We start from the raw sequence: 18293 nt of genomic DNA, 5'->3' as shown, positions 1-18293 counted from the left end.
AAGCGTTTAATCCCGGAGCCACCGCAGGGCGGCTTCATCGCTGGTAAAGTTTTTGACTTCGAAATTTACACCGCCCAGTGCTTCAGCCCTTGTTATCACAGCCTCAAAGGAAAGCCTGTTGAACACATTTTCAGGCAGCACACGGGCTAGTTTCTTCAGGCCCAGATCCGATAGGGATTTGTAGTAAGTCGTAGAGAGCCACTCTTTGGTATGGGGCAGCAGCTTGCCAATAACAAGCGCATTAAGAAGTAGCTTATCAGCCTCCATCTCCTGTAGCAGTAAATTTATTTTCGCTGCTGTCTGAAGCATCTCGTTATGCTCTACAGGGCGTAGCCAGGTATTCGTTAATATGCCGTGATGGCGGTCTGCAGCAATTTGGCTGATGTCATTTAAGTAAAGTGTTTCCAATAGCTTCATAGTGGTGTAGCACGGGGCTATATTCCGGCTGCTATCAAATCTACGAATAAATCTGATATTATCCGCAAGAGCTAATCTACCATGAGATCCAGTGTTATTTGGTCGGCTAACAGCTTGCCCTGGTCAGTTAAGTACAGCACATCAGCCTCGACCCAAGCCAGTCCTTTTTCGTGTAACTGATGCAGGTATAGCTTGTGTTGTGACTGTAGGTCGTAGCCATACCTGTCGCGCATCACTTTGAGGTCGCAACCCCAAATAGTGCGGAGCGTGGTGAGCAGGTAGTCGTTTGCCTGATCAGCCTGCGTAAGCTCTTCGACCTCGGTAGGTATAGTGCCTTCTGCCAGGGCAGCGGTATACTTGCGGTTGTTGGCTACATTGTACTGCCGGCTAGGTCCATTAAAGGAGTGCGCACTAGGTCCCACCCCCAGGTAATGCACCCCACGCCAGTAATTGCTGTTATGCCGCGATTCATGGCCAGGTTTGCTGAAGTTAGATACCTCGTATTGTACATACCCATGCGCCTTCATCTGCTCTAGCAGAATCTCAAACTGCTGTGCCGTGAATTCATCTTCTGAAGGCTTGAAGGTGCCTTTCTTGCTCCAGCGCCCTAGCGCCGTGTCAGGTTCGATGGTAAGCGCATAGCAGGAAACATGCTGCACGTTCAGTGAGAACAATGTTTTCAGGTCTTCGAGCCAAATGCTGTGGTCAGGGGCAGGTATACCATAAATCAGGTCTACGGTAATGTTGTCGAAGCCAGCAGCCTGTGCGTCGCGTACGCACTGCAAACTCTCTGTTGCATTGTGAGCGCGGTTCATCATGCGCAGGTGCGGTTCATGAAAGGACTGCAACCCAATGCTCAGTCGGTTTATACCTGCCGCTTTCAGTTCCTGCAGCTTTTCCGGTGAAAGGTCGTCCGGGTTAGCCTCCAGTGTTATTTCTGCCTCCTCCGAAACTATAAACAGGTCTTTGATGGTTTGCAGGAGAAGGCTTAGCTCCGCCTGTGTGAGCAGTGATGGGGTACCACCTCCGAAATAGATGGTGCCCACTTCCTGACCCTGCAGGTAGTCGCGGCGCAGCTCCAGCTCACGGGCAATGGCCTGTATGGTGGCTTCCTTGTGCCCCATGGAGGTGCTGAAGTGGAAATCACAGTAATGGCAGGCCTGCTTGCAGAAAGGTATATGGAGGTAGATGCCGGACAATATTTTAATTGTTAAATTGTTGATGGTTAAATTGTTGGTCAGCTTGTGTAATATGTGAAAATAGCATGCAGGAATCCGCCCGGGCGGTCATACCTTTGCCGCTACGATATACTGTGACAAGGGCTCCTGTTCTAGATTTAACAAATTAGCCCTTAAACAATTCAACAATTCGGAATACAAATGTACAAAATCGCTGTCTTAGTCTGGTGCTTATTCCTATGGCTGCCCTTGTTGGCGCAGGCGCAGGACAAGCCGCCTGTGCCGCAGCAGCAGGTACAGCCGCCAACACCCAAGTTGGTAAACCAGACAAAAGCAGCGCTAAAAGTATACACGACAGGTGCTGAGCGACAGGTGTTGCGGCAATACAACTACCGCACCCAGCACACCGATACCGTAGAAGCCCGCAAAGAAGTCACAGCGTTGGTGCATCGCCTGCACCAGGATGCCTACCTGCTCGCCTCAGGCGACAGCTCATACAAGCGTGGCGATACGCTCCACGTGAAACTGCACATCGGCAATCGCTTTGACTGGGCCGAATTACGGAACGGCAATTTGAGCGAAGGTATACTGGTGGAGTCTGGCTTCCGGGAAAAATTTTACCGCAACGTGCCCTTCAAACCGGCCGAATACGCCCGTTTGCAACAACGTATCCTCGATTATGCCGAGCGCAACGGCTACCCCTTCGCCTCCGTCTGGCTCGACTCTATTCAGATAGTAGATAACAAAATAAAAGCGGCCCTTATGGTTGAGAAAGCTTTTATTGTGACCTATGACTCGCTGCAGGTGATGGGAGGCAGCAAGACACAGCCTAAGTTCCTGATGCGCTACCTGCAGCTATACCCGGATCAGCCCTACAACCAGGATCAGGTGGAGGCATCGCAACGCATGCTCACCACCCTGCCCTACCTGAAAGTAGTGCGTCCTCCGCAGGTGCAGTTTTACCGCGACAAGGCACGGGTAGTATACTTTCTTGAAGATCGCCAAACAAACCAGATCGATGGCGTGGTCGGTTTTCTGCCTGACCCGAGTCGCTCAGGCAACAAGCTGCTCATCACAGGTGAGGCCAACATGAACATCCGCAACATCAAAGGCAGCGGCAAGCAGCTTGGCCTGCAGTGGCGTCGGGTCAACAAAGGTTCTGTGATTCTTAACGGCGAGTACCTGCATCCCAATCTTTTCGGAACTCCCTTTGAGCTAGGTACCCGCTTCGGACTGCTCAAGCAGGATTCCAGTTTTATCACCATACAGCCACGGGTGCAGCTGGCGTATAACACCATCCGGTACGGGCGCTTCAGTGTGTTTACGGAATGGCGTAATTCCCGCATTCTCTCCACGGCCAGCCCGCAAAGTCTGCGAGCCCTCGACCTGGCCGATGCGCGTACCAATACCTATGGCCTGAACTACCTCTGGAACAACCTGGATGACTTCTATTTTCCCCGTAAAGGGCGATTAGTGGAATTACAGTTGGCGGCAGGGCGCAAGAAGCTATTGCGCAACCCAAGTCTGGAGAAGGAGTTTTATGATACCCTAGAGGTGAACACGACCCAACTTAGCTTAGGCGTGCGTCTGGAGAATTTCTTCAGAGTTGGCAAAAACAGTGCCCTGCTGGCCAGGGTGCGTGGAGAGGCACTGCTCAATGACCAGATTTTCCTGAATGACATGTACCGCATCGGCGGACTGGCGTCCTTGCGGGGTTTTGATGAGTATTTCTTTTTTGCTTCCACCTACGGCATCGGTACACTGGAGTACCGCTTGTTCACAGCCGAAGACTCCTACGTGCTGCTCTTCTACGACCAGGGCTATTACCGAAGTGATTTGGAGCAATCCAAAGCGGAAGGCCTGCCGCTTGGTGTTGGCGGAGGTATCAGCTTCAGTACCGGCGCCGGAATTTTTCAATTAGTTTACTCAGTCGGAAAATCAGAACAGCAACCTATGTCACTGAGAGCCTCGAAGATACACTTCGGCATCACAAGTAAATTCTAGCAGAGCGCAATTTTTTTGAGGTTTTTAGTAACCTATACTTGCATTGTAAGTATGTTTATACTACTTTTGTAACACAATAACAGTGCGGGATGGAGCAGTTGGTAGCTCGTTGGGCTCATAACCCAAAGGTCACAGGTTCGAGTCCTGTTCCCGCTACCTAGAAGCCCTTTAGTTAATTCTAAAGGGCTTTTTTATGTACATACCTGATCAAAACGTATACTGTGCACTAAATAAAAAAAGCCCTGGCGACACCAGGGCTTTTTTTATTTATGACTAAAACTGGCTTTTTAGAGTTCTACGATCATGGAAACATTGAAGGCGGCACCTTTGCCTTTTGAGTACATGGTTGGTGAAGTGAACCACTGGGCACGGGCTGGAAAGTAATCTTCGTTTAGCAAGTTCTCAACACCTACGTTAAACGAAGTAGATTCGCTCAGTTTGTAGCTAGCTGATAGGTTGACCAACTGGTATGGTTTCACAGGCCCTTGGTAAAAATTATAAGTCCCTTTATCATTCTGCTCAAATCGGTCTCTTTCTCCTACTCCTGTGTACTGCAGGTTTAAGCCAAGCTTGTTGTCCAGCAAAGCGTAACGCAGATAAGCCGTGTACTTCGGAGACGAAATGCGCTCGCCACCCAGATAGACATCTTCAGCGTCAGTAAAGCTGTCATTTTTATTGACATCCATCTTGCCTTCCACATAAGAGAAGGTTGCACCCATTCGAAGATGCTCCAGTAAGTTCAGGTCGGCCGTTGCTTCAAAACCATGAATCTTCTCGGGTGTGCGCATAACAACAAAAACACCATCTTTGTACTGCCCGCTGGCGCCAAGCTCCGATGTGCTGATAAAGCCAACACCCTCAAACCTGAGCTTGCCGAGTCTGCTTACAAAGCCTGCCTCATAATTATTGATTACAATGGCTTCAGTGCTGATCTTGCTGATGTTATCCACTCTGGCAGAGCGTAGCATCACCCCAATATCCGCTACAGAGAAACCTTGTGAGAAACTGGCATAAGGAGTAAAGAAGCTGAATTTGTTATAGCGCAGCCCCGCATTGAAAAGGTACGCATTGTAGCCCAGCTCTCCACCCTTTACATTAAAACCCGGGTTGTCAATTGCGCCGGTAGTTGGGTTTACTGTGCGAAGTGTAGTATAATCAGCTACAGAGATGTTCACCTTCTCGGCCCTGAAGCCACCTTTAAGGATAAGGTCCTCAGCGATCGTAGTCTTTAACTGTACGAAAGGAGCCACATTCAGCATGTTCATTTCCGGAACCCAGCTTCTGCCATCTACCAATGGCTGTGATGTCACGTCGTTCAGCACATCAAGTCCATATGTTACATCCCCGTCAATCGCATCGCTTATTTTATAGGGCGTAGTAAGAACGCCCCTTGCCCCTTTCTTCACAGAAGATATCATGGACTGTCCGCCAAACTCAAAATTAGGAGACCAGAAAAAGACATTGTCCACTGACTGCAAGTAAGCATCTGCCTCGTAACGGCTGTTCAGGAAAGCATGCTCACCAGAAAAGCGCAGGTTTAGGTTATGATTAGAGCGAACCCCTTGTGGAACGCCGAGTGTTTCACCCAGCACGGCCGTTGTTTTTTGACGATCCTGGTAGTTGCCATACTTCGGTACATAGTTTGTCTTTTGTTCGCTGCTGTAGTAGTTGTAGGTGAATTGCACGCGATTAAAGGTTGAAATGTCGTAGCCGAGCTTTACGAATCCATTGTATGAGTCTGTTTCGCCAAGTCCGTAGTCCGGGGGAAGTACATCGCCTTCTGCGTCCTTCCATTCTCCGGTCTGCTCATAAGCACCGCTTAATACGTAGTCAAACTTGCCTGTTTTGCCATAAAACATCTGGCTAACCCTTGCCCCAATGCTATTGTCAGCATCCACTAAAGAGCCAGTCATACCCAGCGAAGTTCTGGAAGAAAATGGCTTCTGCTGAACAGGAGTTCTGGTAATATAGTTGATGAGTCCGCCTGCCGCACCATTGCCGTAAATGGCAGTAGCTCCTTTGATTACCTCAACCTGCTCTATGGCATCCGGGTCGAGTGCGCGCATGTCCATAGCGCCATTTCGGAGTGGGGTGGACTGTGGTACACCATCAATCATAACCAGCATGGATCTACCTCTTAAGGTTTGCCCCCAGTTGCTGCTTGTAGTAGTGCTAGGCGCCAGACCCGGTACCGTATTGCTAAGAATATCGATAATGTTGGTTGTTACCAGCATATCCTGCTCTATCGATTTTCTGGAAAGGACAGTAATCGAAGAAGGTACCTGATCGATGGTCTCCGGGGTTCTGCTGGCTGAAACAACAACTTCATTGAGCCCTTGCTGGCTCGGAGACAAAGACACTCTTACCTCTGTTACTGCACCTTCCAGAACTTGAACAGTCTCAGTTTTGCGTTCAAATCCTACAGCAGATACCACCAGTTTATATGTGCCGGGCTTCAGTCTTTCCAAAAGGAAATTGCCATTAGCATCAGTTGCTGTTCCCTTGCTGGTGCCCTGCAGGAAAGCACTTCCATAAGACAAGGGGGTGTTTTGTGCATCATACACGCTACCCTTGATACTACCAGTTTGAGCGAAGGCACTTATCGCAAACATAAAACAAGCGACCAGTATGGGTATAACTTTTTTCATTAGGCTTATTTAGAATTGTTATAAATAATTGGTTCGGCAAAAGTAAAGCTGAAAATTATAATGGCAAATATTATTTAGAATAATTTTAAATAAGCTTTTGACCTTATACCATTTCCCTATAGATTTGCTTCTCTTTGGATCGAAATAAACTTTGAAAAGGGTTTGTGTCGAGCATGTCAGATAGTATTAAAATAGAGACTTGAAAAAACGGGTAAACAAAGCATTTTCCATTCATCACTGGTTGGGCTTAGTGACGGGTGTATTTCTTCTTATTAGCAGTATTACAGGATCGGTATTGGTATTCCATCACGATATTGACCACGCCCAGTTTGCCCATATCTCTGAGTTGCCGGCACCTGCCAGCAGACTTAATGTGGACATTTCTTTAAAGCGGATACTGGCCGAATTTCCGGCAGCAGATATCCGGATACCGGAACTTCCCAAGGATCCAGGGCAGGCGCTAAAATATGAGATTAGGCAGGGTAACACCAGACAGTGGATTTTTGTGCATCCGGAGGCAGGCCATACACTGGCTACGTTAGCACGGGCAGATAAGCGTTTGGTGCATGTTCTTCTGGATATTCATTACAATCTTCTATCGGGCACGCCGGGTAAGATGATCGTGTTATTGGGAGGTCTCTGTTTGATTGCGCTATCTATTACGGGCTTTTTGTTATACCGCAAATCCATTCTGAAAGTGCTTGCGTTCAGGCAGCGTATTTCTTTTAAAAGCAGACGATCCTTTTTCTCCAGCCTACACCGTATCATTGGGGTGTGGAGCCTAGCATTTAATCTGTTGCTGAGTATTACAGGCACCTGGATAGCTTATACCATTGTGCAGAGTGCTCTTGCGCCTGTAAGTGCTGGTTCGGTTGGCAACTCACCGGTTACCACTTCTGTTGATGAGGTGCTTGAGAAGGTGAGGCAGGACTACCCAGAATTTGAAGCCAAATACCTTAGAATAGCAGGTGGGAATTTATCGGTATTAGGGCGGCTTAAGTCTGACCCCGCTTATTACGGAGCCACTTATAGTAATCTGCAGGTAGACTTAAGCTCTGGTGAAATTAAAAGCGTGAGTTTTGTGCGGGATAAACCATGGCACGAACGCGCAATTACGGTACTCAAGCCGCTACATTTCGGAGACTATGCCGGTCTTGCCGTTAAACTGCTCTATAGCTTCTTCGGGCTCATGCCAGGGATACTGGCAATTTCAGGCTTCTTTATCTGGAAGCTTAAAAAGCATCAAACCACTAAAAGGGTACATCAACGCAAAGCGCCTGTAGGCTACAGGTATGCTAATAAGGCTGTGTAGAAGCGTGAATGAGTAATCACTTCTAGGCGTTTACAGTCAATATTTGGAGATGTAAACGCCTAGCAAGGCTGCATCTGAAAGGGGCACTTGCTATTATCAAATTTGCCCAAAAGCTCACCTTGCTGAGTACTACTTACTAAATTTTATTACTACTATATTTGAACAGAACTATACCTGCTGACGTAGACAAGGGTCTTCTGTTCTAGAGAAATAACGAAGAGAAACCGAAACATAAGTGCACTTATTTTGTAAGTCAATTCTAGGAAGTTGCTTTGTGACCATTGCCAAGTGTATATATGCTGTTATTTAATTGTTTTGCTTATATTTAAGCGATGTTTACTTTAAAGTCACGCCCTTATAAATCATAATTAAAGGTTATATCGTTATAGTTTAGGCGCAGCCCAAATTCACCCTTAAAGCTTTCCTGATGCGGTTCACTTCGTATAAGACTTTTACCTGGTTTTTACTCTTACTCCTCGCTGTTGTCCAGCAGGCATCGGGGAATGTAGACAACTGCCCTTCCCCAACTGCAACGATCGATAATAATGTAAATGTATGCCTGGGAAGTCAACCAGCGGTTATTACCGCAAATGCTACATTTACTGTAGCAACCTGGCAATGGTATAAAGATGAACAGTTGATCAGCGGCGCTCCGAATGCCAATACCCTTTCAGTTAGCGAACCTGGCTCATATTACGCCGTCGCTACACCAGCTCCCGGCGCATGCGATAATAACATACCATTGCGCACGAACCCAGTTATTGTTTCCGCAACCCCTCCCACCCCTACCATTGTAGTTGATCCTAATCGCCCTATTTGCTCAGGGCAGGAGTTTACCTTCAACGTTACAAACCTCTCAGATGCAGACTATACATTTGACTGGGACTTCGGTGACGGGAATGTAATTGCAAGAGGAAGCGCAACTGAAACACATAGCTTTGAGAGTATTGGAACCGGTGGTGTTCCTTTTACAGTAAGAGTTACTGCTATTAGCAGAACGGGTGGTTGCCCGTCTCAACAAGGGCAAGCTCCCGTATCGGTGCAGCAGCAGGCTGAGGTTACTTATACCATAGAAGGCAAGGACAAGGACGGCGAGACATTTACACAGTGCCTTCCGGAAGACGAAGATCCTACAGAAGCGGAGGTACGTGCTGTCGTGTCAGACCCACAGTCTCCGCAGCTTAACAATATTACAGAGTACTACATAACATGGGGTCTTGGTGAGGATGAGCAAGAGCAGCGTGTCACTACTTTTCCGGTTGAAGGTCCTGTTTACGAAGAACTAGGAGCTTATAACATTAGAATCAGAGCAGTAAATGCAAATGGATGCTCCTCTATTTATGAAGAGGTGTTCGAGTTTCTGCAGAAGCCTAAAGCTGGTTTCAACCCGGCAAAGAATGATCCTGAAAAGCCTGCTGAAATAGAGCCTGGCATTGGCTGTCGACCAGTTTATGTCACCATGACGGAAACCGAAGAGACGGAGGATCAGGAGGCGAAAGAGTCTACAGGAGGTGGCCTGACCTATACCTGGGAAATTACCTCTCCGCCGGGTGTTACACCTTACGAGATAGTGGAAGGTGGGCTGGACCAGAAAGACCTTAAAGTAATTTTCTTTGACAATGGGGTTTATCAGATAAAACTAACGGTTGAGAATGCCTGTGGTACCGACGAAGCAGAAGAAAGTGTGGTAGTAGGCTACCCGCAGGTACAGCTGCCGACTGTAGGGCCATTCTGCGGGCCAGATGAGTTTACTTTCAACAGTACAAATTCCTTTTTTGATAGAAACTTCGGTAACGAGTTCACGGTGACCTGGACGATCACTGCTCCAGACGGTACTACAACCAACAGAACAGGAGAAGACCAGACGATAAACTTTAATCAGGTAGGAACCTGGCGTGTGCGGGTGCTCGGTGAGAACGAATGCGGCAGATCCGACTTCCAGGGTCCTACAGAGCAGGAGGTTATTGTACTGCCTCCGCTAACTACTGCGCCTACTGTGCCTGCGCCAGCGCCAGCCTGTATTGGGGGGACTGCTACTCTACGTGCTTCTGGACCTGTTAGTGGCTTGATCTATCGCTGGTATACAGAGCCTAGCGGCGGAGTACCCGTATTTGAGGGGGCGCAGTTTACAACGGAGCCCCTCAGCTCAACTACAAACTTCTATGTGGAGGGCGTAAACTCAAATAACTGCGTGAGTCCTCGTGCCACTGTTGTGGTGAATGTAGTGCCAGGTATAGCTGATAACACGATTGGCGAAGACCAGGGCATTTGCGTAGGCGATCGCCCTGCAACGCTAGAAGGCAGTGAACCAACTGGAGGCAGTAACACCAACTATACCTATACTTGGGAAATTAGTACGACAGGTCCGGATGATGGCTTTACAGCGGCTCCCGGTGTGAATAACAACCAGGATTACAGCCCGGAGGCCCTTAGTGCAAATGCCTGGTTCCGTCGTGTTGTGCGGCAGGGCGATTGTGAGCCAAACATCAGTAATGTGGTGCAGATCCAAACCGTGCCGCGTGTTGAGAATAACACTATCAGTGCCAATCAAGAGATATGTGGTGGAGAGGTGCCAGCGCAACTGGTTGGCTCAAAACCTACAGGTGGTAGCGGCGAGCCTTATACTTATCTCTGGGAGGAAAGTACCACTGGTCCTAACACCGGTTTTGTAGCGGCATCAGGCAACAACGCAGGAGAGAACTATACCTTTGCTTCTGCGCTGACCCAGGATACCTGGTACAGAAGATCTGTTACATCAGGAGGCTGTACAGTCGTTTCAGGAACCGTTAAGATTTCTGTATTTCCAGCCCTTGCCAATAACACCATTACAGCGCCAGCCCAGGATGAGTGCTCGGGTGCTGCACCAGGTGCTATTACTGGTTCGGCTCCATCTGGCGGCAGCGGTAACTATACCTACGAATGGTTGATCAGTGGAACGGGAAATGCAGGCAGTTTCGTGCCAGCACCGGGCACCAACAATCAGCAGAGCTATACCCCGGGTGCTATCACCCAGACCACCTATTATCAGCGAATAGTGCGCTCCGGACAATGCACGCCAAACGAGAGCAATGTTGTGGAGATCCGTATACGGCCTGCCATTACGGGTAACTCCATTTCGGCTGCCCAGGAGATATGCTCAGGTACACAGCCAGCCGCGTTGACGGGTACCACCCCTTCGGGTGGCAGCGGTGGATTCACTTATCGTTGGGAAAGCAGCATCAGCGGACCAAATGCAGGCTTCAATCCTGCGCCTGGTCAGAATACAGGAGCGGGTTATAGTCCACCTGTGCTGACCCGCAATACCTGGTTCCGGCGTGTGGCTATTTCTGGAGGCTGTGAGAACCCTTCGGAAGCAGTGCTGATCTCGATGCTGCCATTGCCAAATGCCCCTATCCTGACAGTGCAGAATGCCCGAGCCTGCGTGGGCGGTTCTGCTACATTGACGGTAGCCAATGCCGCCGGTAATACCATTGAGTGGTACGACGCCCCAACCGGTGGGTCACCGCTCTTTGTAGGTACTACTTTCGTGACACCAGAGCTTACTGGCAATACTACTTTCTATGTGCAGGCTAGAAACAATAGCAATTGCACGAATGCTACCCGTACGGCAGTAAACGTAACTGTGGTAGAGCCTGTGGCTGATGCCGGTGAGGATGTTACTATTATTCAAGGCCGACCTGCAGAGCTGCGCGCTTCCGGCGGGGTATCGTACCAGTGGGAGCCTGTTGCCAGCCTCAGCAATGCTAATGTATCAAACCCAGTAGCCAGACCAGACGTGACTACCACTTACACGGTGACTATCACGACGGAAGAAGGCTGTACGGCAACTGATGAAGTGACTGTAACGGTTATACCTGCCATCACAGCGCCAAATGCTTTCTCGCCAAACGGTGACCGGGTAAACGATGTGTGGGAGATTGAGAACATCCAGAATTACCCGGATGCCCGCATCGAGATCTTCAACCGCTGGGGTAACCAGATTTTTAGTTCAACTGGCTATGCCACGCCTTGGGACGGTACCTATAACGGGGAGTCTTTGCCGGTGGCAACCTATTACTATATCATCTATCTCAACAGCTCCGAAAAACCGATTTCAGGGCATGTGACTATTATCAGATAATGACTATGAAAAAGCTGTCTCTCCTGTTGGTTGTATTGGTAGGTGTTGTTACGCAGGCTTTCGCACAGCAGCGTCCGCAGTATAGCCAGTACATGGTCAATAACTTTCTGCTCAACCCCGCCCTGTCAGGTATAGAAGACTATGCCGATATACGCGTAAGTAACCGACAGCAGTGGGTAGGGCTCGATGGTGCGCCTGTTACCTATTATGTCTCTGCCCACATGCCGCTCAATAAGGGCGCAGCAAGCACCAAGTATGCCAAGGCGCTCGCCCATCACGGGGCGGGAGTGATTCTTCATACTGATAAAACGGGCCCTTTGCGTCGAACGGGGCTGTCTGGCACCTATGCGTATCACCTGCCTGTCACCCGCACCATCAATGTGTCTGCGGGTGTGGCGGCGGGCCTCATTCGCAATACTGTGAACAGTGCCGAGCTGGAGTTTACTAATCCGGCAGAGCCGCTCATAGGCGGTGGCCGGATAAATCAGAACGTACTGGACTTGTCGCTGGGGTTGTGGGTTTACTCACGTAACTTCTCTGTTGGCCTTGCTGGGGCGCAACTGCTGGAGAATGCCGGTACTTTCCGCTCCGCTGAGAATAACAACGTGTCGCTTGACTTGCAGCGGCATTACTTCCTGACGGGTAGTTACCGCTTTGCTCCGGGAGGTCGCATTGATCTGATCCCGTCAGTGATGCTCAAGTTGGCTGCCCCAAGTCCACTCTCTGTTGATGTAAACTTACGCGCACTTTACGATAAGCGCTTCTGGGTGGGGGCTTCCTACCGCCACAACGATGCCATAGTCGGTATGGTGGGCGTGTACGTTAGTCCGCTAATTGATATTTCCTATTCTTATGATGCTACTACATCAGGCCTCAACCGGGTAAGCGCCGGAACCCACGAGGTAATAGTAGGCTTTAAGCTGCTGAATGACCGCCGTATCATCTGTCCGCAATGGGTATGGTAACAGCGTAAGCACTTTTTGTTTAAGTACAATTTAGAGAGATTCTGGGAAGTAATATTTTTTTTATGTTGCTGATACAGAGTGTGCCTAATTGTGTCTACTTTTGCACCCAAGTCTAAAAATACTATTGCGGAATAGCCCTGCACGGATGTGGGCAGTTGATCTGAAAAGCGAAGCTGAAGCTGCTTAGTAATAGAAAAGATCAAATAGGACTTTGCTGTAATTAAGTTTAAACTTTAACTTAAAATTTGGTGCTTATCAAATTTTGTTAAATTTTAGAGGTTAATATAGCCCCAAATATGTGCAATATACTTTTGAAGCTTTATTATGTACTTTTTAAAGTATATACTTGCGACTTATTTGGCCAGAAGGGATGGAAAGAAAGAGCTTCGGAAATGGCTATCCGGAGTTGCAAATTGTTGAATACTTAAAACGCCAAGTTCTATAACAAACTTATACTCATTGATTTCATGACAAGCTTCTTAAGTAGAGCCGTGCTCTTAGTGCTAGGCTTATGGCTGGTTACTTTTGGCGTAAATGCGCAACAAGCGCCCACACTGGGGGCCTTTTACGACTATAACGTAGTAGGTGGCGATAGGGTTTTCAACCAGAACAATACAAGTACAGTTGTTCGCGCAAAAGTAGCTTCTGTTAGCAGACCTGCTCAAGGCTTTACGAACGGTTCAGTATGGCGTGGCATCGAGAACACAAACGCCGCCGCCAACGAAGCACTTGCCGCAGCTACTGCAGTTTACAATACGGCCGCTGCCACTGCTCCTACCACTACACTTACCAGTCCTGAACTTGGCGGCCGTACGTACGCCCCAGGTGTATACCTGTATAATGGCAATGCGACAGTAGCCAATGATATCACACTGGACGGAAACAATAACCCCAATGCAGTCTTCATTTTTATCATCAAGGGAAATCTTGGTATAAGCGCCGGAGTTGATATTGAGCTGATTCGGGATGCCAAAATCGGCAATGTTTTCTGGGTAGTGGAAAATGCACTCACCGTAGCCAACGGAGCGGAGATTAAGGGCCAATATCTGGCGCAGCAGGCCGTAACCTTGGGTGATGGTACCATTGTAAGAGGACGTGTGGCTTCCCTGCAAAGCGAAGTAAGGCTGAACAACAATAACTTCTTCCTGCCGACAGACCTGGAAATCAGAATACAGAAAACAGAAGGTAGTGCCGGTGTTGACCGTTACATTGTAGGCCAAACGATTACCTATACCTTCACTGTCACAAACAGGGGACCGGTTGATGACGAAAACGTGCGGGTGACTCCTATCCTCTTTTCAGGAGCTAACCACAGTTTTACAACGGATGCGCCAGGCTCTACCTTTTCGCTTGTCAACAGCAACTGGGTATGGAATATCGGCAGCCTGAAAGTAGGACAGACCTACACCCTCACACTTACGGCAACAATCAACGAAACAGGCCCGGGCTTTGTGCGTGGTACTGTCTCCGGTGCGGCTGAAGATGAGATCCAGCAAAATAACACGGTTGATATTAACTTTTGCGCGGTACTGCCAGATGCAGGGGTTATCACAGGTCCGGTAGAGCTTTGCGTGGGAAATGACGGAGAGTACAGTATAGAACCAGTAGTTGGTGCCACGGGCTATACCTGGAACGTGCCAAGCGGATGGGAAATTATTGGCTCCAGAAACTCTACCAAAATCGTTGTTAGGGCAACATCACGAAATGACGACGCCTTCATTCAGGTTTCGGTGAACAACAGCTGTGGCGCCAGCCCCCCAAGCCGCCTCAAAGTAAATAACTATCCTGATCCACCTGTAACCCCTGGGCCGATTACGGCTAATGAAGGCGTATGTGCCGGTGAAGGTGCAACATATTCCATAGATCCTGTTAAGGATGCTACGACTTATATCTGGACTGTACCATCTGACTGGAAGATCGTTTCAGGTCAGGGTACGACACAAATCACGGTAAGTGTGGGAGAAGTTGCTGGTAAAGTAACTGTAAAAGCGGCAAACGTCTGCGGCGAAAGCCCCCGCGCATCTGAACTGGATGTGAAACCTTTCCTGCAGGCTCCAAACCAGCCATCTAATATCTCCGGCTCTGGCACGCTTCCATTCTGTGTGACGACAGATCGTGTGACCTTTAGTGTAACAGCTAGTGGCGATGTGGCAGAATACGTATGGGAATACCCAGCTGCGTGGACGCTGATCGAAGGACAGGGAACAAACACCGTTGTCTTTAATCCGAATGGAGTAGGCGGTACTGTAACAGTAAAAGGTATAAACACCTGCGGTCAGAGCCCATCGAGAACTTTCAGTGTAGTGCCTGTTCCAGGCCCTCCAGTCAATCCAGGAGATATTTCAGGAGCTTTCCCTGTTTGCCAAGGCAGTGTGGGCACTAAATACTCAGTAGCACCAGTGCCAGGAGCAACCAGCTATACCTGGTATGTGCCAGACGGCTGGACAATTACGGCAGGCCAGGGTACAAATGAAATCACAGTAACATTGAGTGAGAATGCCAGCGGAGGCCAGATCCGAGTGCAAGCAGTCAACGAATGCGGCGCAAGCGGTATCACCCGTAAAGATGTAACCACTGCAACAGCCGCTCCATCTGCTCCTATCGTGATAAAAGGAGAAGAGTTTGGCTGCTCCGCTAAAACAACTGTATATGAAATAGATCCTGTCGCAGGAGCTCAGAGCTATACCTGGACACTGCCTGCAACCTGGACCATCAATAGCGGACAGGGTACTACCCGTATTACCGTAACGATTGGTAGTCAGTCGGGCAACGTAAGTGTGATCGCGGTAAACTCATGCGGTCAGAGTAGCCCTGCTACCAAAGCCGTAAGACCATTCCCAACAGTACCAGCGACTCCATTTGCCATCAAAGGTCCTAACGAAGTATGTATAGGCCAGAGCGAAGTGGTCTATATGCTGGAGCCTGTTGATCATACCTTAGAGTATATCTGGGCCGTACCGTCTGGCTGGACCATCTTGTCAGGTCAGGGTACAACGCAAGTGGTAGTGAAAGTAGGTACACTGGCTGGTGACATCACTGTGACGGCCTCGAACCCATGCGGCAACAGTATGCCTGCCAGGCTGCGGGTTGCTCCAGTAGCCGACGTTCCAGCCCCGGTGGCAGGACCAATTACCGGAAATGCTCAGTACTGTGCCGGCCTTAATCAAACATATTCTATTAACCCGGTACAGGGTGCAAGCTCTTACTTCTGGACCTTCCCTGGCGAAGACTGGGTGATCGTAGAAGGACAAGGCACAACACGTGTAATCGTAAAGGCAGGTACAACGCAGGGTAAAGTAAGTGTAGCAACCGTTAATAATTGCGGAACCAGAAGCACAGCTACAGGCCTGACAGTGCAGTCAGTAGGTTCAGTACCACCTTCACCATCAGCAATTGTAAGTGATAATGATACGTACTGCGGCAATTCAACCGGACTTACTTTCCGCATAGCAGCTGTTCCGACAGCACTGAGTTATGAATGGGCGGTACCACAAGGATGGACGATCACGTCCGGGCAGGGAACAACCGAGATAAAAGCAACTGCCGGTACAAGTGGCGGTGAAGTTACGGTAGTTGCCGTGAACTCCTGTGGAAAGAGCCAGAGTGTAAAATTCCTGACAGAGCCTCAGCGTCCGCTCATGAACCCGGAAGCTATTAAAGGGCCTGAGCTGGCTTGTGTAGGCAGAACAGACGCCGTATATTCTATACCTGCTATCAGCGGTGCTGAAACATATTTGTGGACGCTGCCAACCGGATGGGAAATACTGGCAGGTGAAGGCACAAATAGCATTAGAGTAAAAATAACAGGCAGAGGCGATGTAAGAGTGAGAGCCAAGAATGCCTGCGGTTTGACGGCAGAGGCGAAACTGACAGTAGAAGTCGTGACATCGCCACCGCTTGCACCAGCTGCTATCAAAGGAGAAACGCTGACTTGCGCAACACGCATCACGACCTACTCAATTGACGCAGTAGCGAACGCCTCTTCTTATTCCTGGAAAGTACCAGCAGGGTGGATCATTATGTCGGGCCAGGGCACTACACAAATTACCGTACAGATGGGCACTAGTTCAGGAAGTATCAGTGTGGAAGCCGAGAATGACTGTGACAAGAGCAATGCAACTACACTGGCAGTCACTACCAGACCACTTCCTGTGATCAGCCGCATTGTGGACCGCACGCTTGCCTGCTCTGATATTGCTACATTCGAACTGGAGTCAAACAGCCCATCTGCTCTCTTTACCTGGGAAGTTCCTACCGGATGGGAGATCCTTTCAGGTCAGGGTACTAGCGTGATTACGGTGATGCAGGGTAATAACAGAGGAGAAATTACTGTAGTAGCTGACAACGGCGAGTGTAAGAGCGACCCGGTGACCATGATCTCAGACCCAGGCATGCGCGAAGCTGCTCTGAACGTGCCAAATGTGTTTACACCTAACAATGATGGCGAGAATGATACCTGGATAATCGGAAACCTGGCAAATTACCCGGACAACGATGTAGTAGTAGTGAACCGCTGGGGTAATGAAGTGTACAAGAGCAAGGCTTATCAAAACAACTGGAACGGAGACAAATTAGCGGAAGGTACTTACTACTACCTGATTCGTCTCACGCTGTGCGATGGCTCTGAGAAGACCTACAAGGGTTATGTGATGATCGTCCGATAAGAAAACAAACGAATTAAGTGATTACCATGCGAAAATTAGGGGTACTTCTGGTGTTATTGCTGCTGTCCTGGGAAGGCTATGCGCAGCAGGCACCGCAATACACACAGTACATCTTCAACGAGCTGATCATCAACCCGGCGTACGCGGGTAGCAAAGAGATTGTGAACGCCAACCTAACGCACCGCAGCCAGTGGGTAGGTATAGAGGGCGCTCCTACCACCCAGACTTTCAGTGTGGATGGGGCCTCACGTAGTGGACGATTAGGCTTTGGCCTCAATGCCATGAACGACGAACTGGGAGCACAGCGCCAAATGGGACTTCATGGCAACCTGGCTGTACGTCTGCAGATGAGCGAGACCTCCAGGCTGGCACTTGGCTTTGCGGCAGGTCTGGCACAGTATACACTCGATGGCACCAAGCTCAACACAGGAAACTCAAGACCTGACCAGGCACTGAACCCGGGGCGTGTATCAGAGCTGATGCCTGATTTCCGCATTGGAGCATTCTTTAACACGGAGCGTTTTTACACAGGTCTGTCGGTTGCCAACCTGATCAATACAGGGAGTGACAACCTGGAGGTGACGATGCCAAACCGACATTATTTCCTGTCGGCAGGTTACGTGATGGACCTCTCGTCAACGCTTATCTTCAAGCCGAGCTTTTTGGTGAAAGAGGATTTCAACAGCCCAACGAGCCTGGACCTAAATGCATTTTTCCTGCTGGGAGAGCGCATTTGGTTAGGAGGATCTTACCGTACGGCTGTGAAGGTGCATAGCAATTACTCAGATGAATATGAGCTTGACCGTCGCAATGCATGGGCAGCTATCGCACAGTTGTATGTAACACCTAAGTTGCGACTGGGCTACTCTTACGATATGAGCTTAAATGCCTTGCGTCAGCATGCCAGCCACGAAATATCATTAGGCTACTCTTTCTTCAAGAAGCAGGATAACCGAATGCTGACCCCACGTTACTTCTAATTTCA

The 18293-nt window shown here is 49.1% G+C and carries 9 protein-coding genes and 1 tRNA gene; 7 read left to right on the top strand and 3 right to left on the bottom strand.

The features are described 5' to 3' along the window. Positions 1–6: 6 nt before the first annotated feature. Both AC5FX6_RS18710 and hemW read right to left on the bottom strand, forming a co-directional pair. Positions 7–417: a hypothetical protein gene (locus AC5FX6_RS18710; RefSeq protein ID WP_493598489.1), complete on the bottom strand. Its 411-nt coding sequence runs from the start codon at positions 415–417 to the stop codon at positions 7–9. A gap of 71 nt (positions 418–488) precedes the next feature. After that, complete coding sequence (gene hemW / locus AC5FX6_RS18705; RefSeq protein WP_493598488.1) at positions 489–1616, bottom strand: radical SAM family heme chaperone HemW; 1128 nt, start codon at positions 1614–1616, stop codon at positions 489–491. Positions 1617–1796: 180 nt separating this feature from the next. Here hemW and AC5FX6_RS18700 point away from each other — a divergent pair, with 180 nt between their 5' ends. Together AC5FX6_RS18700 and AC5FX6_RS18695 are read left to right on the top strand one after the other, a co-directional pair. Then, positions 1797–3599, top strand: a complete 1803-nt coding sequence (locus AC5FX6_RS18700; RefSeq protein ID WP_493598487.1) for a BamA/TamA family outer membrane protein — start codon at positions 1797–1799, stop codon at positions 3597–3599. Positions 3600–3682: 83 nt separating this feature from the next. Further along, a tRNA-Met gene (locus AC5FX6_RS18695) sits at positions 3683–3755 on the top strand. A gap of 131 nt (positions 3756–3886) precedes the next feature. Here AC5FX6_RS18695 and AC5FX6_RS18690 read toward each other — a convergent pair. Beyond that, a complete protein-coding gene (locus AC5FX6_RS18690; protein ID WP_493598486.1) occupies positions 3887–6247 on the bottom strand; it encodes a TonB-dependent receptor in 2361 nt (786 codons plus the stop codon). A 199-nt stretch (positions 6248–6446) separates the two neighbouring features. Between AC5FX6_RS18690 and AC5FX6_RS18685 the strand changes: the two genes are divergently transcribed. From AC5FX6_RS18685 to AC5FX6_RS18665, 5 genes are all read left to right on the top strand, one after another. Next, entirely contained in the window at positions 6447–7559 is a 1113-nt protein-coding gene (locus AC5FX6_RS18685) for a PepSY-associated TM helix domain-containing protein (protein WP_493598485.1), read from the top strand. A gap of 427 nt (positions 7560–7986) precedes the next feature. After that, positions 7987–11679: a DUF8696 domain-containing protein gene (locus AC5FX6_RS18680; RefSeq protein ID WP_493598484.1), complete on the top strand. Its 3693-nt coding sequence runs from the start codon at positions 7987–7989 to the stop codon at positions 11677–11679. A gap of 5 nt (positions 11680–11684) precedes the next feature. Beyond that, the gene (locus AC5FX6_RS18675; RefSeq protein WP_493598483.1) at positions 11685–12644 is read left to right on the top strand and encodes a PorP/SprF family type IX secretion system membrane protein; all 960 of its coding nucleotides are present in this window, start codon (positions 11685–11687) and stop codon (positions 12642–12644) included. 467 nt (positions 12645–13111) lie between these two features. Further along, positions 13112–17308: an ice-binding family protein gene (locus AC5FX6_RS18670; protein ID WP_493598482.1), complete on the top strand. Its 4197-nt coding sequence runs from the start codon at positions 13112–13114 to the stop codon at positions 17306–17308. A 26-nt stretch (positions 17309–17334) separates the two neighbouring features. Beyond that, positions 17335–18288: a PorP/SprF family type IX secretion system membrane protein gene (locus tag AC5FX6_RS18665; protein ID WP_493598481.1), complete on the top strand. Its 954-nt coding sequence runs from the start codon at positions 17335–17337 to the stop codon at positions 18286–18288. Positions 18289–18293: the final 5 nt, after the last annotated feature.

Source organism: Pontibacter sp. LHS2, assembly GCF_058932845.1.
This window is presented reverse-complemented; position numbering and strand designations above follow the sequence as displayed.